The sequence below is a fragment of the Algibacter lectus genome, from assembly GCF_004368925.1.
Classification (GTDB): Bacteria; Bacteroidota; Bacteroidia; order Flavobacteriales; family Flavobacteriaceae; genus Algibacter; species Algibacter lectus.
In genome coordinates, this window is record NZ_SORL01000013.1 from 177,206 (window position 1) to 199,963 (window position 22,758).

Genomic DNA, 22,758 nt, shown 5'->3' on the forward strand with positions numbered 1-22,758 from the left:
TTATGCAACAACGCCTTGGCAGCTACTTCCTGCACCTGCGGTACACCCGTAACAATGTTGAGAAATTACAATGTTTCTGCCTTCTAAAAGTTCTTCATTGTATTCGCTAATGTGTTTTGCTTTGCTATTTACGGGTAAATTAAGCATTTGATTAAAATCGCAATCAAATAAATAACCATCCCAACTTACAGATAATGTATTGGTACACATTACGTTTTCTACAGCAGATGGATTATAAGCTTCTACTAAAGAATACATATAATCTTCATAATTTTCCGAAGCAATAAGGTAATCTAAAAACCTTGCGATTGGTAAATTTGTAATTGCAAATAAATTATGAAAATCAATATCGAAATCTTCTTTTAAAGCTTTTTTGAAATCTTTTTCCATTGAAGCTTGATCGCCTGGTAAAAAGGCTCCCGACGGATTGTAAACTAAATCTAAACGTAAATCACTGCTTGGCATACCATAACCAATAGCGTTTAAATCTTGTAGTGCTCTAATCGATTTATCGAAAACACCATCGCCACGTTGTTTGTCTGTTTTTCCACGTGTCCAATGAGGCATAGAGCTCACCACGTGTACATTATGTTTTTTAAAGAATTCTGGTAAATCGTAGTATTTTTTGTTGGCTCTAATTATGGTTAGGTTAGAGCGCACAATAAAATCTTTAATGCCTGCTTTTGCAGCTTCTTCTACAAACCATCGAAAATCAGGATTCATTTCTGGAGCGCCACCCGTTAAATCTAAAGTGTGTGCACCGGTGTTTTTAATAACCTCTAAACACTCTCGCATGGTATCACGCGTCATGATTTCTTTACGATCTGGACCGGCATCTACATGGCAGTGATCGCAAACTTGGTTACACATGTAGCCTACATTTATTTGTAGAATTTCTAATTTTTTCGCTTTAAGCGGAAATTGGCCGGTTTCGGAAATTTTATCTTTAAAGGTTGGTAATTCTCCATTTTTGAAAATACCATTCGATAAAATATCGAGTTGCCTATTGCTATTTGCTAAGTCGCTTTCGCGTTTTTTTAGAGACTTTGTTGCCATTAATAGTTTTTATAAATTAAGATACTGTTTGCTTTGTGAAAACAGTACTTGGCGGATGGGTGCGTTAGGGATTGAGGTATTTGTTGAAGCTCTTTTTGTGTTGTTGCGCTTATGCAACACAAAAAAGCGACTGCCGAAAGCCCGACCCTTTTCGGGTAACGCCCAAAAATTTCTATCCGTCTAATTTGTTTACTTTATTCATCATTTGTACGCCGTGCACTAGTGTTGCACCACTTTTTATGGCTGCGCCTACGTGTATAGCTTCCATCATTTCTTCTTTAGTTACGCCACGTTGCAAGCCATCTTTTGTGTAAGCGTCTATACAATATGGACATTGCTCGGTGTGAGCAACGGCAAGCGCGATAAGTGATTTTTCACGAGCTGTTAACGCGCCTTCTTCGAAAACTTTTCCGTAATACTCAAAAAATTTCTCGCCTAAATCTTTGCTCCATTCGGTGATTTTTCCAAATTTTCTTAAATCGGCTGGGTCGTAATATGTTTTTGACATGATTTTATTTTTTTACGAAATAATGAAATCTATTTGTAATTGTCGAGGACTTTCGTGATTCTTAACAAAAAAAGACTCAAATATTTTGAGCCTTTTTTTATAATTAGTGATTTTATAATGTAGTAAGGTGTTGTTATTCCTTAATCAAGCTTCTAGAAATAACGATTTTTTGTATTTCTGAAGTGCCTTCGTAAATCTGTGTTATTTTGGCATCACGCATTAAGCGTTCTACGTGATAATCTTTTACAAAACCGTTGCCACCGTGTATTTGTACAGCTTCTACGGTGTGTTCCATAGCGACTTTACTAGCGTATAGTTTTGCCATGGCACTAGATTTATCGTAATTAAGGCCTTGGTCTTTATCCCAAGCAGCTTTCATAACAAGCATACGTGCCGCTTCAATATCGGTATACATATCTGCTAATTTGAATGCTATGGCTTGGTGGTTGCAAATTTCGGTACCAAATGCTTTACGTTGTTTGGAGTATTTTAATGCAAGTTCATAAGCACCAGAAGCGATACCTAAGGCTTGTGCAGCAATGCCAATTCGTCCGCCAGAAAGCGTTTTCATGGCAAAACGGAAACCAGAACCATTAACACCAATACGGTTTTCTTTAGAGACTTTCACATCGTTAAATTGAAGTGTATGCGTGTCGCTACCGCGAATACCAAGCTTATCTTCTTTTGGTCCAACATGGAAACCTTCCGTACCTTTTTCAACTATAAAAGCGTTTATACCATGCGAGCCTTTGTCGCGATCGGTTTGTGCTATTACTATATATACATCGGCACGACCGCCGTTTGTAATCCAGTTTTTTGTACCGTTAATTATATAATGATCACCATGATCTATAGCTGTTGTTGCTTGCGATGTGGCATCACTGCCAGCTTCGGGCTCACTCAGGCAAAAAGCGCCTACAAATTCACCTGTAGCTAGTTTTGTTAAGTATTTTTGTTTTTGTTCTTCACTACCATAAGCTTCTAGGCCGTAACAAACTAAAGAGTTATTTACGGAAACTATTACAGAGGCCGAGGCGTCTATTTTAGATAGTTCTTCCATAATTAACACATACGAAATGGCATCCATACCGCTTCCACCGTATTTTGGATCTACCATAATGCCTAAAAAGCCTAATTCACCCATTTTTTTAACGAGAGATTGCGGGAATTCTTGTTTGTTGTCGCGTTCAATTACGCCAGGAAGTAATTCGGTTTGAGCAAAATCGCGAGCAGCGTCGCGTATCATAATATGTTCTTCTGAGAGTTTAAAATCCATAATTCGTAATTAAAAGGTGTTAAAAATGTAAAAAATGTTTTCAAATATAGGTTTTTAGTGTGAATATTTCAATGGGTATTGTTATTTTTACATCCGATGGAAAAAAAAGAATATCATGTTGTCGGCGTAATGTCCGGAACATCTCTTGATGGCATAGATTTAGTTGAAGCCAAATTTGTTTTTAATGGTACATGGCATTTTGAAATTATTTGTGCCGAAACAATTAGTTATTCTCAGGCTTGGCACACGAAGTTGAAAGGCTTGGTGGATTGCTCTTTAGAAACTTTGAAGTTAATTGATGGCGATTATACTGTTTTATTGGCTGAGGTTATAAAAACCTTTATCTCAAAAAATAATATTAAAAATATTGATGCAGTTTGTTCTCACGGACACACGGCTTTACATAGACCCGAAAATAAATTAACCTATCAAATAGGAAATAAACCTATTTTGGCAAAACTTATAAACGAAAAGGTGGTTTGCGATTTTAGAGTGGAGGATGTTGAGCTTGGTGGGCAAGGTGCTCCTTTAGTGCCTATTGGGGATCAATTATTGTTTCCTGAATACGATTTTTGCTTAAACCTTGGTGGTTTTGCTAATATTTCTACCCAAATAAAAACGGAACGTATCGCTTATGATATTTGTCCGGTTAATATTGTGCTTAATATATATGCTCAAAAACTAGGTTTTAATTATGACGATGGCGGAAAAATTGCAGCATCGGGTAATTATATGTCCGATTTGGGTAATCAGCTTAATCATTTAGAGTTTTATAAAGAAACTCCTCCAAAATCTTTAGGCTTAGAATGGGTTAATAAAAATGTACTCCCTTTAACTGAAGCATCTCAAGCTAGTGAAAAAGATATTTTGCGTACATGTTCTGACCATATCGCAGAACAAATATCGAATGTAATAAAGTCTGGAGCAAGAGTTTTGGTGACGGGTGGTGGTGCTTATAACGATTATATTATTTCGAAAATTAAATCTAATATTGGAGCCGAAATTATTATTCCGAATGCCGATTTAGTGGAGTTTAAAGAGGCGTTAATTTTTGGTTTTCTAGGTATATTAAAACTTCGGAATGAAGTGAATTGCTTACAATCGGTTACAGGAGCATCAAAAAACCATAGTTCGGGGAGAATTTATTCATAAAATAACGAAAATTTAATCTCACAAGATTTCTAGTTTTTTTATATTTGTTACTTGTCATTAATAATTTAAAATTTTACATAAAATGAATCAACTTTAGCTACAGATATCGAAGAACTACTCGTAGAGCGTAAGCTAAAAAGAATATAATTTATTGAAATTTTAAAACATACAAATTAATGAAAGCATTACTAAAAAAGTACGAAGATAAAGCACCTGAAATAGTATTTAACTGGAAAGACTCTGAAACCGAAGCAGAAGGTTGGGTTGTAATAAACTCATTGCGAGGTGGAGCAGCCGGTGGGGGAACACGAATGAGGAAAGGGTTGGATATGAACGAGGTATTGTCTTTGGCAAAAACCATGGAGATTAAATTTACCGTTTCTGGTCCTGCAATTGGCGGAGCCAAATCGGGAATTAATTTCGATCCAAAAGATCCAAGAAAAAAAGGTGTTTTAGAGCGTTGGTACGCTGTGGTTTCTCCTTTGCTTAAAAGTTATTACGGAACTGGAGGCGATTTAAATGTAGATGAAATACATGAAGTTATTCCAATAACCGAGCAAAGTGGTGTTTGGCATCCGCAAGAAGGTGTTTTTAACGGACACTTTAAACCTACGGAAGCTGATAAAATAAATAGAATAGGACAATTAAGACAGGGGGTAATAAAGGTTATTGAAAATCCCGATTTTTCACCAAGTGTTTCAAGAAAATATACCATAGCCGACATGATTACTGGTTTTGGCGTTGCCGAAGCTGTAAAACAATACTACACTATTTACGGTGGATCTGTAAAAGGAAAACGTGCTGTAATTCAGGGGTTTGGGAATGTTGGAGCAGCAGCTGCATTTTATTTGTCTCAAATGGGTGCAAAAGTGGTTGGAATTATCGATATTGCAGGTGGTTTAATTAATGAAGAAGGTTTTACTTTTGAAGAGATAACAAAGTTGTTTTTAGCCAAAACAGGGAACACCCTAGAGGCCGAGAATTTAATACCTTTCGAGACGATAAACCAAGACATTTGGAAGTTACAAACTGAGATATTCGCACCTTGTGCAGCATCACGATTAATCACTCAAAATCAAATTGATGAGATGATAAATAGTGGGTTGGAGGTGATTTCTTGTGGGGCTAATGTTCCTTTTGCAGATAAAGAAATATTTTTCGGTTCCATTATGGAGCACACCGATAGTCGCGTAAGTTTAATACCCGATTTTATTTCTAACTGCGGTATGGCAAGAGTGTTTGCTTATTTTATGGAACGCCGCGTACAAATGACAGATGAGGCTATTTTTAATGATACCTCTGATAAAATTAGAGAAGCGATAGAAAAAGTATATTTAAAAAATAAATCTAAAACAGAAATAAGCGCTACGGCTTTCGAGCTTGCGTTAAGTCAATTAATCTAAAAGAAAATCAATTTTAATATTTAATATGGAAGCAGCAATTATTTTAGTATTTGTTTTTGGCTATTTAGCCATAACGATGGAGCATAGTATCAAAATAGATAAATTAATACCGGCCTTAGTCATGATGGCTATTTGTTGGGCTTTAATTGCTTTAGGGCTAGATGGATTTACTCAGTGGTTCGATTCTGCTAACCATAGCTTAATGGAAAATTTTGGAGGTTTACCTTTAAATGATGTTTTAGATGAAAGTGGCCATGTGGTGACTTCTGGTAAAATGAGTTTAATGGAAAACACGTTGTTGCACCACTTAGGTAAAACTTGTGAGATTTTGGTTTTCCTTTTAGGGGCGATGACAATTGTTGAAATTATTGATTATTTCGATGGTTTTTCAACTATTAAAGATTTTATCAAAACAAAGAAGAAAAGTAAAATCCTTTGGATTTTTGCCATTCTAGCATTCATTTTATCTGCAATTATTGATAACTTAACTGCTACTATTGTTTTAATTTCAATTCTTCAAAAAATTGTTAAAGATAGAAGTGTACGTATTTGGTATGCAGGTTTAATTATTATTGCAGCTAATGCTGGAGGTGCTTGGTCTCCTATTGGAGATGTAACAACTACTATGTTATGGATTGGTAAAAAAGTATCAACAGGGCATTTAGTAGGTTATCTATTATTACCATCATTTTTATGTATGGCAGTTCCAACGTTTATCGCATCATTTTTACCAGCGTTTAGAGGAGATTTAGATGTAGAAGAAGTTGTAGAGAAACCAAAATCTAAATTTAGTGGTAAAATGCTTTACTTAGGTTTAGGTGCTATTGTATTTGTTCCAATTTTTAAAATGGTTACACACTTACCTCCTTATGTTGGTATGATGTTATCTTTAGCAGTTGTTGCAATTTTTGCTGAAATATATAGTAATGCTAAGTTTAGCATGACGGATCATGATTCTGAAGAGAGCGAAGCTGCTGCACACCATAGCCCAGTTCACCATTCATTATCTAAAATTGAATTACCAAGTATTTTATTCTTCTTAGGTATTTTAATGGCTGTTGCCGCTTTAGAGTCTTTAGGTATCTTATTCAATTTTGCTGGATCTTTACAAGATTCTATGCCAATGTTAGGAACAGAAATTCACCCAGGTGGACACGAAGGTGTTTCCGATTTAGTAGTATTATTATTAGGTGTAGGTTCTGCGGTTATCGATAACGTGCCATTAGTAGCGGCTAGTTTGGGTATGTTTCATGAACCAATGGATAATGAACTTTGGCATTTTATTGCCTATTCAGCAGGAACAGGTGGTAGTATGTTAATTATTGGTTCTGCAGCAGGTGTAGTAGCAATGGGAATGGAGAAAATTGATTTTTTCTGGTACCTTAAAAAGATTGCTTGGTTAGCCTTAATAGGTTTCTTAGTAGGAGCTGTAGCCTTTATGTTTACAAGAACTTTATTTTAATATATAGTTATTTCGCTTGCGCGGAAAAGTGGCACACATGTTGATTATAGTGTCGTCTATATGATAGATTTTTAAACAAAGTGCGGAGGTTTTTGCACTTTGTTTAAAATAGTATTAGGACGACTATAATTTAATATCAAAATAGACGTTATAAAGTTGCAATAAATTAAGATTATATGCTAAACACAATATTACAAAACGTACCAGACGGTGCAGAGGTATTAACAGAGGGAGAACCAGTTGAAAAAACGCTCTCGATAATAGAATTAATTAGTAGCGGTGGTTTCGCCGGGCAAATTATTATTGCTATTCTATTTTTATTATTAGTAGCTGCCATTTATATTTATTTCGAACGTTTGTTTGCTATTAAAGCAGCATCGCAAGTCGATGCTAACTTTATGAATCAAATAAAAGATCATGTAAGTAATGGTAAAATAGAATCGGCACAAGCACTTTGTACACAAGTGAATTCTCCGGTTTCTCGTTTAATAGGAAAAGGGATTTCAAGAATAGGAAAACCTTTAGCTGATATTAATACGGCAATTGAAAATGCGGGACGTTTAGAAATTTATGGCCTTGAGAAAAACGTAAGTGTATTAGCAACTATTTCTGGTGCTGCACCAATGATTGGTTTCTTAGGAACTGTTGTTGGTATGATCTTGGCGATTTTTGAACTTGCAAATGCTGGAGGAAGTATTCAAATGGATGTTTTGGCTAGCGGACTTTACACAGCCATGACAACTACGGTTGCTGGTTTAATTGTAGGTATTGTTGCTTATATTACTTATAACCATTTAGTGGTTAAAACTGATAAAGTAGTATATCAAATGGAAGCAAATTCCTTAGAGTTTTTAGACCATTTAAACGAACCTTCTTAATATGAATTTTAGAGGAAGAAATAAAGTTACGCCGGAGTTTAATATGTCGTCTATGACGGATATTGTATTTCTGCTACTTATCTTTTTTATGATTGCTTCCACCTTGGTAACCACCAACGCAATTGATATTTTACTACCAAAAGCGAGTGGTAAAACCGAGAATAAAAAGTCGATAGCAGTTAGTATTAAAAAAGATTTAACTTACTATATAGATCAAAGTAGGGTAGGCGAAAGCGTGCTAGAATCTGAGTTAATTGCGGCTTTATCTAAAAAAGAGCAACCAACCATTGTTTTACGAGCAGAGAAATCTGTACCAGTAGAGCATGTGGTGAAGGTTATGGATATAGCGAATAGAAATAAGTTTAAAGTTATTTTGGCTGTTCAGCCTAACTAATGACTTAAATTAGGTACTGCGTTTACTATGAAATATTTCAAAACCAAACATGAAAAAGATTCAGCAAAAATAACCACTTTGATAATGGTTATTATTTTGTTGCTACTCTTTGTTGTGGGGCCTCCGTATATGGATCCACCTGAAGAATACGGCGTTGCTGTAAATTTTGGAACTACAGATTTTGGTAAGGGAGACGTGCAACCTAAAGCACCTATAAAATCTGAACCGCGTGAAGTTGAAGAACTTCCTGAGCCAGAACCGGAAGCGGTTCCTGAGCAAGCAGAAGCTGCAAAACCAGCAGAAACAAAAGAAGAGGTTTTAACAGCAGATAATGCGGAAGAGATTGCTATAAAAAAACAAAAAGCAGCTGAAAAAGCTAAAGCACAGGCCGAGGCGAAAGCCAAAGCAGATGCTAAAAAGAAAGCTGAAGCTATCGCTAAAGCGGAAGCTGAACGAGTTGCTAAAGAAAAACGCGAACAGGAAGAAAAGAAAAGAAAATTAGATGCTTTAATTGGAGGTGTTAGTAAATCTGAAGGAACAGAATCTGGAGGAGAAGGAGATGATAATAAGGCTGGTGATAAAGGTCAGTTAGATGGTAATCCATATGCACCAAGTTACTTCGGGTCTGGATCAGGAAGTGGTGGTGTTGGTTACGGTCTTAATGGGCGTGGTCGAGCATCTTTCAATACGGTGAAACAAGATTGTAATGAGTCAGGGTTAGTGATTGTGAAAATCATTGTAAACCAAAGTGGACAAGTTATAGAAGCTGAGCCAGGAGTAAAAGGAACTACTAATACGGCACAATGTTTATTAGAACCAGCAAAAAAAATAGCGCTTTCTCATAGATGGCCTGCAGATTCTAAAGCACCAGCAAAACAAATAGGTTTTGTAAAAGTAAACTTCAAATTGGGGCAATAAAACATGACATATAGCGATACTTTAGATTGGATGTTTTCTCAACTGCCAATGTATCAGAGGCAGGGTAAATCGGCATATAAAGTCGATTTGAGTAACACAGTTTTACTTATAAATCATTTAAATTATCCACACCGAAATTTTAAAACCATACACGTAGCAGGTACCAACGGAAAAGGTTCTTCTAGTCATATGTTAGCTTCTGTTTTACAAGAGGCAGGTTATAAGGTGGGGTTGTATACTTCGCCTCATTTAAAAGATTTTAGAGAGCGTATTAAAATAAACGGTAAAGAAGTAAGTGAAACATTTGTAACAGGCTTTATTGAGCGTAATAAATCGTTTTTTGAGGCTAATCAATTATCGTTTTTTGAAATGACTGTTGGTATGGCATTCGAATATTTCTCTGAAGAAAAAGTAGATGTCGCTGTTATTGAAGTAGGTTTGGGTGGCCGATTAGATTCTACAAATATTATTACACCAGAGGTTTCAGTAATTACAAATATTGGGTTAGATCACACACAGTTTTTAGGTAACAGCTTGGACTCTATAGCTTTTGAAAAAGGCGGTATTATAAAGCATAATGTACCTGTTATAATAGGGGAGACTCAAGAAGAAACTAAATCTGTTTTTATAGATCTAGCAACTAATAATAATGCTGATATTACTTTTGCAGATCAACAAGTACCTAATAATTACGCTTCTGATTTAAAGGGAGATTATCAAGTTAAAAATATTCAAACGGTTGTAGCCGCGATTAAAATTCTTCAACAGAAAAGCTATAATATTTCTTTGAGCAATATAAAGAAAGGTTTATCAAACGTTATAGAAAATACCGGTTTATTAGGTCGTTGGCAGGTTTTAAATCATGAGCCTAAGGTGGTTTGTGATACAGGTCATAACCGTGAGGGATTAACGTATGTAATGAAACAGCTTTCTAAAGAAGTTTATAATCACCTACATATTGTATTCGGAGTTGTAAATGATAAAGATTTAATATCCATAATAGATTTATTACCAAAAAAAGCAACTTATTATTTCTGCAAACCAGATATATCTCGTGGACTAGATGCAGAGGAATTAAAGATGTTTTTCAGTAAGTATAATTTAATTGGAGAGAGTTATAAATCAGTAGATGAGGCTTATAAAGAAGCAAAGGAAAAAGCAAACATCGATGATTTTATTTTTATAGGAGGAAGTACTTTTGTAGTAGCAGAAATAATTTGAATTTTTTTCAAAAAAAGTCTTTGTAAAGTCAAAAAGTAGTGTATCTTTGCACCTCCTAATAATTAGGGCGCGTAGCTCAGTTGGTTCAGAGCACTTGGTTTACACCCAAGGGGTCAGGGGTTCGAATCCCTTCGCGCCCACATTAAGTTTAAGATAGCTCTTAGGCTTTTTTTATATGTAAAAAAGGAGTTTACTCTTTGTAATTGTTAGGGCGCGTAGCTCAGTTGGTTCAGAGCACTTGGTTTACACCCAAGGGGTCAGGGGTTCGAATCCCTTCGCGCCCACAGAAATTTAAACCTAAGATGAATATCTTAGGTTTTTTTTTATGTCAAATATTTACGTAAATTCTTTAAGAGTGTAATATTTTTACTATTTTAGGATAATCAATCCACTCTCATGAATAGATTTAATATTAAAGATACTTATAAAGAAATCTTTAAATCTCACGATAATCCTTCTCTCAAAAAGCATATAGAGAAATTTATTGAGTTGGATACTTACTTGCCTTATAGTTCTACCTTTTTCTGTGTTACTAATACTCAAGATTTAACTTTTGAATATATTAGTAAAAATATGACGGCTTGTTTGGGTTTGGATAAAGCTGATTTAAAAGCTCGTGGTATGCGTAATTTTTGGGCTAGAATGCATCCTGATGATTTGGAACAATGGCTACAAGCATTAAATGAATTAATGAATTTTACGCTAACTGAGATTTCCTTAGGTAATAGAGAGCGTATGAGTTATACTTGGAATTATCGTTTAAAGAATGCTAAAGAAGAATATGTAAATTTAATACAGACTACAACGCCATTAGAGTTTGATAGTGATAGTAAACCTATAATAGGTTTGGCACATTATACGGTTTTACCAGGTGAAATGGAGATGCAAGTTTGCGCGTCTGCTAAGTTATTGAATTGTAACGATGAGTATGAAACGGTGTATTTTAGTAACTTTTCTCATAAATTACTAAAAGGCGGTATTAGTAATAGGGAGCGGGATATTATTAGACTTCTTGTTTTAAATAAAACGAGTAAAGAGATTGGAGTTAGTCTCAATATAAGTTCTAATACGGTGGATACACATCGAAGGAATATTTTAAAAAAACTAAATATATCCTCTACTGGAGAGTTAATCGGTATGCTTAAAATTAATAGAAGCTTATTGTAATAAAAAAAACAAAAATACTCAATTTGAGTATTGCGCAGATTGCATAAAAACATGACCTTTACAGTGCTATTAATTAGTTCTTAGGGAGAATTATTTAAACAGAAGGTGCTTGGTTTTATATCAGGCACTTTTTTTGTTTTTAATTTAAAAGTCGCTCTAAGGCCATGCCTCTAGAACCCTTAATTAAAATAATAGAATGTTCTATTTTTGAAATATGGAATACAGCTTCTAAATCGGCAAAAGATCTATACTTTTTTAATCGATTAGATTTAACATTTACGTTATAAAAGTTTTCGCCTACTAGAATAATTTGTTCTATATTTAATGATATGGCTAAATCCGCAATGTTTTGATGTTCAATTACGGCTTCTGTACCCAGTTCAAACATATCGCCTAAAACAGCTATTTTATTGCTGTCTTGTTTTTCAAAATTTAAAAGAGCAGCATGCATACTTGTGGGGTTTGCGTTATATGCATCGAGTATAATTTTATTACTATCTTTTTCTATAATTTGAGAACGGTTATTAGTAGGTGTATAGCTCTCGATAGCTTTTTTAATTTTGGAAATAGCAACTTTAAAATATTCACCTATAGTAATTGCAGCTGCTATGTTATTGAAGTTGTAATCACCTATTAATTGGCTTTTAATCTCTTCTTCTTTAAATTTAGAAATAACAAATGGTTGAGCCTTTTTAAAATTAATATTTACATCCGAATTTTTATTTCCGAAGGTGAAACGCTTAGCGTTTTCTGTTTTATCTACTTGTACGTTGTCATTAGAATTAACGAAAATCATTTTATCATTGGCTATTAGAAAATCGTACATTTCACTTTTACCTTTAATTACGCCTTCAGCACTTCCGAAGCCTTCTAAATGTGCTTTTCCAAAATTGGTGATGTATCCAAAGTCTGGCTTGGCTATCTTACACAAAAATTCAATTTCTTTTTGATGATTCGCTCCCATTTCTACGATGCCAATTTCAGTGTTTTGGGTCATTGATAGAAGCGTAAGGGGTACACCAATGTGGTTGTTTAAATTGCCAATGGTTGCTGTTGTTTTAAAGTTTTGAGACAGGACGCAATTAATGAGTTCTTTTGTGGTTGTTTTTCCATTGCTTCCTGTTAAGGCTAAAATTGGTGTTTTTAAGTACGACCTATGGAAGGTTGCTAGCGTTTGTAAAGTTTCTAGAACATTAGCTACCAAAATGGTGCTATCTGAAGTTTGGTATTTCACTTCATCAACAATAGAATATTTAGCTCCGGCCTTTAAGGCTTTTTCGGCATAAGTATTACCATTGAAATTTTCTCCTTTTAAAGCAAAGAACATGTCGTTATTTTTAATTTTTCTAGTATCTGTTGATACGCTACCACATTCTAAGAAAAGGCTATGTAATTGTTCTATTTTCAAAACTTAAAATTTTAAAATAAATGTATAAAAAAAAGTCCTAACATAATGCTAGGACTTTTTATATTTATTAACGAATGCTTGTTTTAGTTTTTCGTTTTGTTTCCTCCTTTACTTTTAGAGCCAACACGAGACATTGCACATCTAAAACCAATATAGTCTGTTGCCATATCTTGCGGGAAGTATCGACGTTGCGCAGGATCTAACCAATATTCTCTGTCTTTCCAAGAACCACCTTTGTAAACACGAACTTCGTCGTTAATTAAAGATGTTCTGTTGTTTGATTTATCGTATTCTCTAACAATGTTTCCTAAAGAATCTCTAGAGATATTATGTTTAGGAGAGTTATACATTGCACTAGATTTTCCAGAGTCTTCATCTTCGTCACCGAAGCTTTCGAACTTTCTTGAAGAACGCTTGTCTCCATCTCTAAAGTTTATCTCGTTACTTTTATCAAAATTTGTTCTTTGGAACGTTTCATTTTCATCAACAGGAACTTGCATAATTTCACCAGGTAAATTTCTAGCAATAATTTTTCCGTTAGATAAAGTATCATAAACAATTTCATCCGAAGTAATTACTTTTACAGAACCATCTTCATTAATAGCGTTTTTAGTGTAAACGTTTCCACGGTAGTAATTAAAGTCATTAAATTCATCATCAATAATAGGTCTGTAAACATCGGCAACCCATTCAGCTACATTACCAGCCATATCATATAAACCAAAATCATTTGGAGCATAAGATTTTACTGCGTTTGTAATATCGGCACCATCATCAGACCATCCAGCAATTCCACCGTAATCACCTTTACCTTGTTTGAAGTTAGCCATTTGGTCACCTCTAATTTTTCTTTTACCAGAACGTGTGTACTGTCCGTCCCATGGGTATTTTTTACGACCTCTATAAAGGTTGTAGCTTCTAATTTCACTTAAACCTAAAGCAGCATATTCCCATTCTACTTCGGTTGGTAGTCTATACTTTGGAGCAAGAACACCTGTTTCTCTACTTGCGTAAATGCCAGATTCGTTTCCTTCTGCATCTACAGTAATATTTCTATTTCTTCTAGAGTCAACAGGTTCGCCTGTATCCATAGAACTAGGATCGATAGTGTATCTGTTTGTGTTAAATGCATTATCAGGATCAATATCAGTGTGGTTTATTTCACGGTATCCTGCTTTGCTTAAGTTTAATTCGTTAACACGGTCTGTTCTCCAGTTAGAAAACTCTACAGCCTGAATCCAGCTAACACCAACTACAGGATATTCTCCATAAGCTGGGTGACGCAGGTAATTCTCCGTCATAACTTCATTGTATCCTAAACGGTTTCTCCAAACTAATGTGTCTGGTAAAGCTCCGTTATAGATCGCTTTAAAGTTTTCCTCAGAAGGAGGGTAATAACGTTTTAAATAATCTAAGTATTCTAAATACATAGCATTTGTAACCTCTGTTTCATCCATGTAAAAGGACATAACATGTTGTTGGTTAGGGCTGTTGTTCCAGTCGTGCATAACATCGTCTTGCACACGACCTTTAGTAAATGTACCACCTTCAACAAATACAAGTCCTGGAGATGTTTCCTGTTCTTTAAAATCTGTATTATACTGAAAACCACCTTCTCTATCGTTAATGTTCCATCCAGTTGCTCTAGAGCTATTTTTAGAACTCGAAGATTTTTTACAACTTGTAGACACTACTGCTAGTGCTACAATTAATAAAACCTTGATTGTCACTACTTTTTTCATATTCATACTTTTAAGTAAGCTAATAATATTTTGGTGCTGCAATATAAGAATTAAACCTTACACAACAAGCTATTTTTTACATTTTAACCAAAAAAAGAGGTGTTTTGTCCTGTTTTTTAAGCGTTACATCGATGTTTTGAGGTGTATTCAGGGCCTCTTTTTGTTCGATTGTGTTGTATAAACGAATGTTTTGCTAATTTATTATTGTATTTTTGATGATGTTTTAGAAATTATTGCGTTTTTAATACTAACTCAAAGCTAAAGACGTTATTTTAACGATGAAAAAGAATTTATTCCTATTTATATTACTAATATCTATTACTGCATTTGCCCAGCAAAAGACGTTTACTCTCAATTGGCAGGCATCTCAAACCATTTCTGGAAGTTCTTATAGTTTAGAAATTCCTTATTTTAATGAAGAGGTGTGTGATTTCGATTTTGAATTAGGACTTCAGTTTGTTTCTCAATGGGAAGTTGCTTCTTCTGTTAATGAAGAATCTGTTGCAATATCGAAAGTGAGTTATACGAATATATCTTTAGCAGAATTAAAAGACTTACCAGTTAATAAAATTCCAAAAAAGTTGTCTTATACTTTAAAAAACTCTATTGCAAGAGGTAAGCAATATGCAATGTTAAAGTTATCTCCTATTATATATGATAATGGAATCTATAAAAAAGTTACGCAATTTCAAGTTAATTATTCAAACGGAACATCCAGAAGAAGTGCCGGTTTAAATAAAGCTTTAGGAACAAAAGCGATTTCGAATTCTGTTTTGGATAAAGGGGAATGGTTTCGGTTTTATATTGATACAACAGGTGTTTTTAAATTATCAAAATCGTTTTTAAAGCGCTTAGGTGTTAATGTAAACAGTGTAGATCCCCGAGCTATTAGAGTTTTTGGAAATGGCGGACGTATGATTCCTTTTTCTAATAGTGAAGATTATCCCTTTGATGTAGCAGAGAATGCTGTAAAGTTTGTAGGGGAAGAAGATGGTGTTTTTAATGATTCCGATTATATTTTATTTTACGGGCAAGGCCCAAAGCAGTTTAACGAGGAAAGCAATACCAACATTAATTGCTATACTGATAAGACCTATTATTATATTAATACCGGTTCTGGTAACGGAAAGCGTATTTCTCAATTTACACAACCAACGGGTTCGGTAGATTTAGAAATCAATACGTTTCAGGATTATCAATATCATGAGTATGATAATGAAAATATTGCTTTACTCGGCCGTCGTTGGTTTGGTGAGCGTTTTGATGTGGAAGCGGAACAAAACTTTAAATTTGAGTTTCCGGAAATTATAACATCAACACCAATAACTTTAAAGGTCTACGTTGCAACAATTTCATCAGAGTCTACTTCAATGGCTATAGCTGTTAACGGGAATGAGTTGTCAACGTTAGTTTTACCAGGAGCAGACGATCCAACACTTGGTAATGATAGGTTTTATATCACTAATACTTCTGTGAGTTCTGCAGAAGTCGATGTTAAATTGAGTTATAACAATCAAGGAGATCCTAGTGCGCTCGGATATTTAGATTATATTTCTATTGAAGCTACTAGGGCATTAAAATTTATAAAATCTCAGTTTTATTTTAAAAATAAAGCTGTAGAATCCGCTTCTGGTGTTGGTAGATATACCATCGAAAATGCTTCTGAAATTTCCGAAGTTTGGGATGTTACCGATATTTATAATATTACTAATGTTGAAAATAGTGCGGCTGAAGATAATTTTACGTTCACTTCTAATTTAGGAGTGTTAAAAGACTATGTTGCCGTTACACCTTCGGATTATTATGAACCTAAATTTGACGGAAAAACAACTTTAGCCAACCAAAATATAAAAGGAACTATATTTTTAAACAATCAAAATGAGTTTCAAGATATAGATTATATTATTGTTGCACCAGATAATATGTTAAGTCAGGCCAATCGCTTAGCTCAAATTAACACAGATCAATATGGTTTGATTGTAAAAGTTTTAGGGTTAACCGAAATTTATAATGAATTCAGTACCGGAAATCAAGATATTGGGGCTATTAGAAATTTGGTAAAGTATGTTTATGATAATGCCAGCACACCCGAAAATAGAATCAAATATCTATGTTTATTCGGCGATGGATCTTTCGATTATAAAGATCGTATACCGAATAATACGAATGTTATGCCTTCTTGGTATTCTTATGAAAGTTTGAATTTAACAAATTCTTTTGTTTCGGATGATTTCTACGGAATGATGGATGATAACGAAGGAACAATGATTTCCAGTGATAAATTAGATATTGCCGTTGGTCGAATTCTTGCCGACACACCAGAACGTGCAAATCAAATGGTCGATAAAATAGAATCCTACTATATAAAGGAAGCTTTGGGTACCTGGCGAAATAATGTGGTAGTAATTTCGGATGATGTAGATTTGGATTGGGAAGGCGTATTGCAGCAAACCACAGATAATATTGGGAATTTAATTACTGAAGAAAAACCATTTTTGAATGTTATAAAAATTCACTCCGATGCTTTTCAACAGGAAACAACAGCAGGAGGAGATAGGTATCCTCGTGTAACTTCAGAAATTATCGATGCTATCGATAAAGGTGCTTTGGTTGTAAATTATTTTGGACACGGTGGAGAGAACGGGCTTGCACAAGAGCATTTGTTGTTTCAAGAAGAAATTAAGGAGTTTCGTAACTTCGGAAAACTCAATTGTTTTGTAACTGTAACTTGTGAGTATACTAAGTTTGATAACCCTTATAAAGAAACAGCTGGTGAAGTAACTTACTGGAATGAAGATTCTGGCGCCATTGGATTAATATCTACCACTCGACAAATCTTTGTGTCCTTCGCTATTAATTTTAATAATAATTTAGGTCAATATTTGTTTTCGTATTCAGATGATGATACTTTTCAGGATAACGAATATCCTTCTATGGCCGAAGCGTTAAGGCTAACAAAAAATAATCCTGCAATATCTAATTCAAGTCAAAGACGTTTAGTCTTTTTTATAGGTGATCCGGCCATGAAACTTGCTTTTGCAGAACCTAATATAAACTTGACCAAAATTAACGATGTGCCTTTAGCGCAAGTAACCGATACATTAAAAGCTTTAAGTTATGTAAAAATGGCTGGTGAAGTAACCGATTTATCTGGTAATTTATTAAGTAACTATAATGGTACAGTATCTACAACTATTTATGATAAAAATATTGAGCGGCAAACTTTAGCAAATGATGGAACAAGACTTAATGGTGAACTTGTAAAATTAGATTTTTCAACGTTGGGCGAAATCATTTTTAGAGGACAAGCATCTGTTAAAAATGGTGAATTTGAATTCGATTTTATTGTGCCAAAAGATGTTGGGATTCCTGTTGGAGTAGGTAAGGTTAGTTTCTACTCTAAAGATGAGGCCTTAGAAAGTAATCAAGCTGGAGCAAGTATTGGTACAGTTAAAATAGGAGGTTTGAATGAAGATGCTCCGGTAGATAATACAGGGCCGGTTATTTCTTTATATATGAATGATGAAAACTTTGTATCGGGTGGTATTACCAACGAGTCGCCAACGTTATTGGCTATAATGGAAGATGAAAATGGTATAAATACAGCGAGTGGTGTTGGTCACGATATTGTTGCCATACTCGATGGGGATGAAACAAATCCAGTTGTGCTTAACGATTATTACCAAACCGGTGTAGACGATTATAAAACGGGAATTTTGAGTTATCCGTTTAGGGATTTAGAACCCGGTTTGCACACATTAACACTCAAAGCTTGGGATGTGTATAATAATTCTGCTGTATCAGAGATTCAGTTTATTGTTTATGATAAAGATGAGGCTTTGGTTATTAATAATGTATTGAATTACCCAAATCCGTTTGTAAATTATACAGAATTTTGGTTCAATCACAATAGTTCCGACCCTTTAGACGTTTCTATACAGATATTCACTGTTTCTGGAAAATTGGTTAGAACATTAAACGGACAAACAGCTACCGGTTTTAATGTTACAAGTTCGCTATCTAGAGACATTGTTTGGGATGGTCGTGACGATTTTGGCGATAAAATTGGTAAAGGTGTTTATATTTACAAATTAAAAGTCCATTCTAACCTTTTAAATAAAACGGTAGAAAAAATTGAAAAGCTAGTAATTCTATAAAAAAATATATATTGCAACTAAATATTAATTCATGAAAACTAAAGTACTCTTATTATTATCATTCGTTTTTGTTGTAAAAATGAATGCTCAAGAAACTACAGTAATTATTCCAAACGAAAGAGATTCTAGAGTTATTACAACAGGCGTTCCTTTTTTATTAATTACTTCAGATGCTCGCGCGGCAGCTATGGGAGATATGGGGGTTGCAACTTCTGTAGATGCTTTTTCTCAACAATGGAATCCTGCAAAGTATGCTTTTTCAGAAACTAAATCTGGAGTAGGTGTTAGTTATACGCCATACTTAAGTAAGTTAGTTAACGATATTTTTTTAGGAAACTTAACATATTTTAATCGCATTGATGATCGTAGTGCTTTTGCAGCCAGTTTAAAATATTTCTCTTTGGGAGATATTGAATTCCGTGAAAACGAATTTGTGAATGCTTTAATACAAAGACCCAATGAGTTTACTTTAGATGCATCATATGCTTTACGTTTATCTCCAGAGTTTGCTATGTCGGTTGCTATGCGTTACATGAGATCCGATTTAAAGCTAAGTGGTTTAGGTGGTGATGCTACAGCGGCAAGTACGTTTGGGGTAGATATTTCAGGTTTTTATCAAAGTGAAGAAGAAGCTTATACTGATTTTAATGGAAGATGGAGAATGGGATTTGCTATTCAAAATATTGGTCCTAAATTCTCTTACGAGGAAGGTGGGGTAGAAAATTTTCAACCTACTAACTTGCGTTTAGGAGCAGGTTTTGATTTTATATTCGACGATTATAATAAAATAGCAGTAACAGCAGAAGTTGCCAAATTATTAGTGCCAACACCGCCAAAGTTAGGAACAGAAATTGTTTTTGAAGACAATAATGATAATGGAACTTATGATGAAGATGATGGAGATGTTCTAATAAGCGAAACAAATAATGTTATTTATGAAGGGCAATCTCAAGATGTTGGTTTTTTAGCAGGTATGTTTCAATCTTTTGGAGATGCACCAGGTGGATTTAGTGAGGAAATTAAAGAGTTTACATATTCATTAGGAGCTGAATATGTATATCAAGATTCTTTTGCATTCAGAACAGGGTACTTTAACGAAAGTGAAGAAAAAGGAGCTAGAAAGTTTTTTGCTCTAGGAGCAGGATTTAAGGCCAATGTGGTAAATATAGATTTATCTTACCTATTCTCAGCTTCTAAAGTTCAGAGTCCTTTAGAAAATACGTTACGTTTTTCATTAACATTTAATATAGGTGCTGGTGAATACCGCGAATACTAAAATATAAACAAATCAAAACAAAAAAAAGACTGCTCTAAAAGCAGTCTTTTTTTTGTTTTAGTCTAAGTCATTTCTATATTTATAAACCTTTATATTTTTCAATAGCTTCTCTAATTTTTTCAATTCTATTATCTGGATCAGGATGTGTGCTTTTAAACTCTGGAACACGATTTGGTCCCGCAGCAGCTTTCAATATTTCCATAACGCCAATCATTTCTTCAGGATTGTAACCTGCTTTTAGCATAAAGCGGACACCTAATTCATCACTTTCAAGTTCATCATCACGCCCATTTGTAAGTAATGTGTTTTGTCCAATACCACTAACTAAGCCTCCCATGTCTGCACCCACAGATCCGGCAGTGGTTAAGCCCTGCCAATATTCACTCTCGGCAATACGTTCGGCACTATGGCGCCCAAGAACGTGACCAACCTCATGACCTAAAACACCAGCTAGCTGATCTTCATTCTCCAATTGAGAAAACAAAGCGTATGTAATAAATATTTGACCACCCGGAAGAGCAAATGCGTTAATTGTGTTTGGGTCGGCGAGTAAATGAAATTCGTACTTATAAGGTGTTTCTCTTGCAATACTATTATTTACTAATTTGTTTCCAACATTATCTACCAAAGCTTGATATTGATTGTTTTCATGTAAACCACCGTGTTGCTGTGCTATTTGTGGGGCGCTTTGTAAACCAATGGCAATTTCTTCATTGGCATTCATCGAGATAGTTTGAGTTCTACCCGTGTATGGGTTTTCTTCACGTTGGCTGCATCGTTTAAAAACAAAAAACAATGCGATTGCGGCACCTATTAATAGTCTTACTTTTAGATTTTTTCCTCTCATGGTGGTTGGTGTTTTGGTAGTTGTGAAATTACAAAAAAAATGAATTATATAGGTTAGACACTCTTTTTACTCATCAGTCACTTAGATTCAATTGCTTTTTCATTACATAATGTGGTCCAATACCTTTTATGTTAAAGGAGTGGCCAATAACACGGTATCCATTCCTTTTATAAAAATTAACAGCAACCTCTCGAGCATTACACCAAATCAGATTTGTTTTTTCTTCCTTTAATATAGTATCGCAATACTTTAATAATATGTGGCCAATCCCTAAACCTTGTTGATGTTGTAAAATAGCCATACCTCGGAGTTGATATTGATTCAATTCTGAGAACTTCGGGTTATTGTTTTTTAGTAAAGAACAGACTCCAATAAGTTCTTCAGTATTATAAATACCAAAATGTAAGGTTGTTTCTAAATCATCACCATCAAAGATGCAAGATTCTATGGGTTTGCCCTTCCTTAAAACAGGATGTCGTATGGTATACGCGTCAACTGCTTGTATTTGCTTTACGGTATAATTTTGTTTTTTCATAAAATCAAACTTAATTAAAATATTTATCTTCACTAAAAAAAAGAATGGCTATTGTATTTAAAATTATTGATCAACAATATATAGACTTAATAATTCCTTTAGTTCAAAAATTAAACAATAACCAAGTTGACGATGTTGTTTTACGAGAACGTTTTCTTGAAATGTTTATGCAAAATTATGAATGCGCGGCTCTTTTTAAAGATAATGAACTTATTGGTGTTTGCGGGTTATGGTTTTGCACCCGTCATTATTCAGGTAGGAGTGTCGAGGTAGATCATGTTTTTATAGATGAAAAGTATAGAGGACAACGTTTTGGAGCACAATTTTTTGAATGGATTTACAATTACGTAAAAAATAAAGGATGCGAGGCTGTAGAGCTAAATACCTATGTATCAAATCATGGCTCGCATAAATTTTATTTTAATGAAGGATTTAAAATTTTAGGCTATCATTTTTTGAAAAAAATGTAAATTTTATTTTGATAGATAAGTATATTGTGTGTATATTTGCACCCGGAAATGCGAGAGTAGCTCAGTTGGTAGAGCGTCAGCCTTCCAAGCTGAATGTCGCCGGTTCGAACCCGGTCTCTCGCTCTAAAAGCTTCATAGAAATATGAAGCTTTTTTGTTTTCCATACTTTCCTCTTAAATATAGAATTCACATGTTTTAGTTATGTTAGTTTACCAACTGGTGGTTAAATCTACTTGGTAGCAAAAATCTTAATATTATAATTACCTTATTATAGTATATATCGAGAGCTTATTTTATCATTAATAGTTAAAAGAGAATTTGAGTGTATCCCATTAATGTGCCTTTGTTGCACATTAATAGGTCGGGCTTTCCGCTATATCTTTTTTTTTTTTTTTTTTTTGTTACCATTACAATTGGTTTGTTTAAATAAATAAGTATTAGATTATTTGGTATACTATATGTCTAATCATTCTTAAAAAAAAGGATGCCGCATTAATCCTTTACGCGGGTGTTGTCCGTTGTAATTAGTGCAAATCCTAAGAAATACAAATATAGAAAAGACGTTGCTTAATGAAATTTAAAATTAATATAGAGTCAATTCATTTAAAATAAGCTTATTAAGCGAGAATAGAAATAAACTTGAAAAAAACATTAATAAAAAGGTTGCCAGAACCAAAAAGGGATCTATATTTGCACCCCGCTAAAAAAGGTAAAACTTTAAAGGCGTAACGTTCATAAACAGGTTGATTGATTAAGATTTTAAAAGTTGTAAAAAACTTTTAAAAAAAGAATTAAAAAACATTGTGAGTTTCAGAAAAGGTTGTAAGTTTGCAGCCGCTAAAAACGGCAACGTAATTAGCTATAAAGTTCATAAGTATATTGTTTAGT

At 34.2% G+C, this 22,758-nt stretch carries 18 protein-coding genes and 3 tRNA genes; 14 read left to right on the forward strand and 7 right to left on the reverse strand.

The genetic code is table 11. The annotated features are described in order from the left end of the window. The 3 genes from arsS to DFQ06_RS17995 all read right to left on the reverse strand — a co-directional run bounded on the left by arsS (position 1) and on the right by DFQ06_RS17995 (position 2,840). A complete protein-coding gene (gene arsS / locus DFQ06_RS17985; protein WP_133969237.1) occupies positions 1–1,056 on the reverse strand; it encodes an arsenosugar biosynthesis radical SAM (seleno)protein ArsS in 1,056 nt (351 codons plus the stop codon). A 172-nt stretch (positions 1,057–1,228) separates the two neighbouring features. Further along, positions 1,229–1,564: an arsenosugar biosynthesis-associated peroxidase-like protein gene (locus DFQ06_RS17990; protein ID WP_042505157.1), complete on the reverse strand. Its 336-nt coding sequence runs from the start codon at positions 1,562–1,564 to the stop codon at positions 1,229–1,231. Positions 1,565–1,697: 133 nt separating this feature from the next. After that, positions 1,698–2,840 (reverse strand): acyl-CoA dehydrogenase, encoded by a 1,143-nt coding sequence (locus tag DFQ06_RS17995; protein WP_042505156.1) that lies wholly within the window; start codon positions 2,838–2,840, stop codon positions 1,698–1,700. Between the two features lie 96 nt (positions 2,841–2,936). Here DFQ06_RS17995 and DFQ06_RS18000 point away from each other — a divergent pair, with 96 nt between their 5' ends. The 10 genes from DFQ06_RS18000 (at position 2,937) to DFQ06_RS18045 (ending at position 11,435) form a co-directional block, all read left to right on the forward strand. Then, positions 2,937–3,992, forward strand: coding sequence for an anhydro-N-acetylmuramic acid kinase (locus tag DFQ06_RS18000; RefSeq protein WP_042505155.1), 1,056 nt, complete (start codon positions 2,937–2,939; stop codon positions 3,990–3,992). Between the two features lie 176 nt (positions 3,993–4,168). Then, entirely contained in the window at positions 4,169–5,395 is a 1,227-nt protein-coding gene (locus tag DFQ06_RS18005; protein ID WP_042505154.1) for a Glu/Leu/Phe/Val dehydrogenase dimerization domain-containing protein, read from the forward strand. Positions 5,396–5,420: 25 nt separating this feature from the next. Beyond that, positions 5,421–6,857 carry a sodium:proton antiporter NhaD gene (nhaD, locus tag DFQ06_RS18010; RefSeq protein WP_133969239.1) on the forward strand — a complete coding sequence of 479 codons (1,437 nt, stop codon included), beginning with the start codon at positions 5,421–5,423 and terminating at the stop codon, positions 6,855–6,857. Positions 6,858–7,033: 176 nt separating this feature from the next. Next, positions 7,034–7,735 (forward strand): MotA/TolQ/ExbB proton channel family protein, encoded by a 702-nt coding sequence (locus DFQ06_RS18015; RefSeq protein WP_081959214.1) that lies wholly within the window; start codon positions 7,034–7,036, stop codon positions 7,733–7,735. Position 7,736: 1 nt separating this feature from the next. Then, positions 7,737–8,129: an ExbD/TolR family protein gene (locus tag DFQ06_RS18020; protein ID WP_042499243.1), complete on the forward strand. Its 393-nt coding sequence runs from the start codon at positions 7,737–7,739 to the stop codon at positions 8,127–8,129. A 27-nt stretch (positions 8,130–8,156) separates the two neighbouring features. Next, positions 8,157–9,047, forward strand: coding sequence for an energy transducer TonB (locus DFQ06_RS18025; RefSeq protein ID WP_074939077.1), 891 nt, complete (start codon positions 8,157–8,159; stop codon positions 9,045–9,047). 3 nt (positions 9,048–9,050) lie between these two features. Then, positions 9,051–10,268, forward strand: coding sequence for a bifunctional folylpolyglutamate synthase/dihydrofolate synthase (locus DFQ06_RS18030; RefSeq protein WP_133969241.1), 1,218 nt, complete (start codon positions 9,051–9,053; stop codon positions 10,266–10,268). Between the two features lie 65 nt (positions 10,269–10,333). Continuing rightward, positions 10,334–10,408 (forward strand) — tRNA-Val (locus DFQ06_RS18035). Between the two features lie 69 nt (positions 10,409–10,477). Further along, positions 10,478–10,552, forward strand: a tRNA-Val gene (locus tag DFQ06_RS18040). Between the two features lie 112 nt (positions 10,553–10,664). Next, complete coding sequence (locus DFQ06_RS18045) at positions 10,665–11,435, forward strand: LuxR C-terminal-related transcriptional regulator (protein ID WP_042499245.1); 771 nt, start codon at positions 10,665–10,667, stop codon at positions 11,433–11,435. Between the two features lie 139 nt (positions 11,436–11,574). Here the strand turns inward: DFQ06_RS18045 and DFQ06_RS18050 are convergent, their stop codons facing one another. Both DFQ06_RS18050 and gldJ read right to left on the reverse strand, forming a co-directional pair. Continuing rightward, a complete protein-coding gene (locus DFQ06_RS18050; protein ID WP_133969243.1) occupies positions 11,575–12,843 on the reverse strand; it encodes a UDP-N-acetylmuramoyl-tripeptide--D-alanyl-D-alanine ligase in 1,269 nt (422 codons plus the stop codon). A gap of 83 nt (positions 12,844–12,926) precedes the next feature. Beyond that, positions 12,927–14,591: a gliding motility lipoprotein GldJ gene (gene gldJ / locus DFQ06_RS18055; RefSeq protein WP_174564436.1), complete on the reverse strand. Its 1,665-nt coding sequence runs from the start codon at positions 14,589–14,591 to the stop codon at positions 12,927–12,929. A gap of 272 nt (positions 14,592–14,863) precedes the next feature. Here gldJ and porU point away from each other — a divergent pair, with 272 nt between their 5' ends. Both porU and porV read left to right on the forward strand, forming a co-directional pair. After that, positions 14,864–18,742, forward strand: coding sequence for a type IX secretion system sortase PorU (gene porU, locus DFQ06_RS18060; protein WP_133969245.1), 3,879 nt, complete (start codon positions 14,864–14,866; stop codon positions 18,740–18,742). Between the two features lie 31 nt (positions 18,743–18,773). Next, positions 18,774–20,018, forward strand: coding sequence for a type IX secretion system outer membrane channel protein PorV (gene porV / locus DFQ06_RS18065; RefSeq protein WP_042505150.1), 1,245 nt, complete (start codon positions 18,774–18,776; stop codon positions 20,016–20,018). 79 nt (positions 20,019–20,097) lie between these two features. Here porV and DFQ06_RS18070 read toward each other — a convergent pair whose 3' ends face one another. Together DFQ06_RS18070 and DFQ06_RS18075 are read right to left on the reverse strand one after the other, a co-directional pair. Further along, positions 20,098–20,865, reverse strand: coding sequence for a M48 family metalloprotease (locus DFQ06_RS18070; protein ID WP_133969247.1), 768 nt, complete (start codon positions 20,863–20,865; stop codon positions 20,098–20,100). A gap of 73 nt (positions 20,866–20,938) precedes the next feature. Then, complete coding sequence (locus DFQ06_RS18075) at positions 20,939–21,400, reverse strand: GNAT family N-acetyltransferase (protein ID WP_042499247.1); 462 nt, start codon at positions 21,398–21,400, stop codon at positions 20,939–20,941. 44 nt (positions 21,401–21,444) lie between these two features. Here DFQ06_RS18075 and DFQ06_RS18080 point away from each other — a divergent pair, with 44 nt between their 5' ends. Both DFQ06_RS18080 and DFQ06_RS18085 read left to right on the forward strand, forming a co-directional pair. Beyond that, a complete protein-coding gene (locus DFQ06_RS18080) occupies positions 21,445–21,870 on the forward strand; it encodes a GNAT family N-acetyltransferase (protein ID WP_042499249.1) in 426 nt (141 codons plus the stop codon). Between the two features lie 50 nt (positions 21,871–21,920). Beyond that, positions 21,921–21,993 (forward strand) — tRNA-Gly (locus DFQ06_RS18085). Positions 21,994–22,758 lie beyond the last annotated feature (765 nt).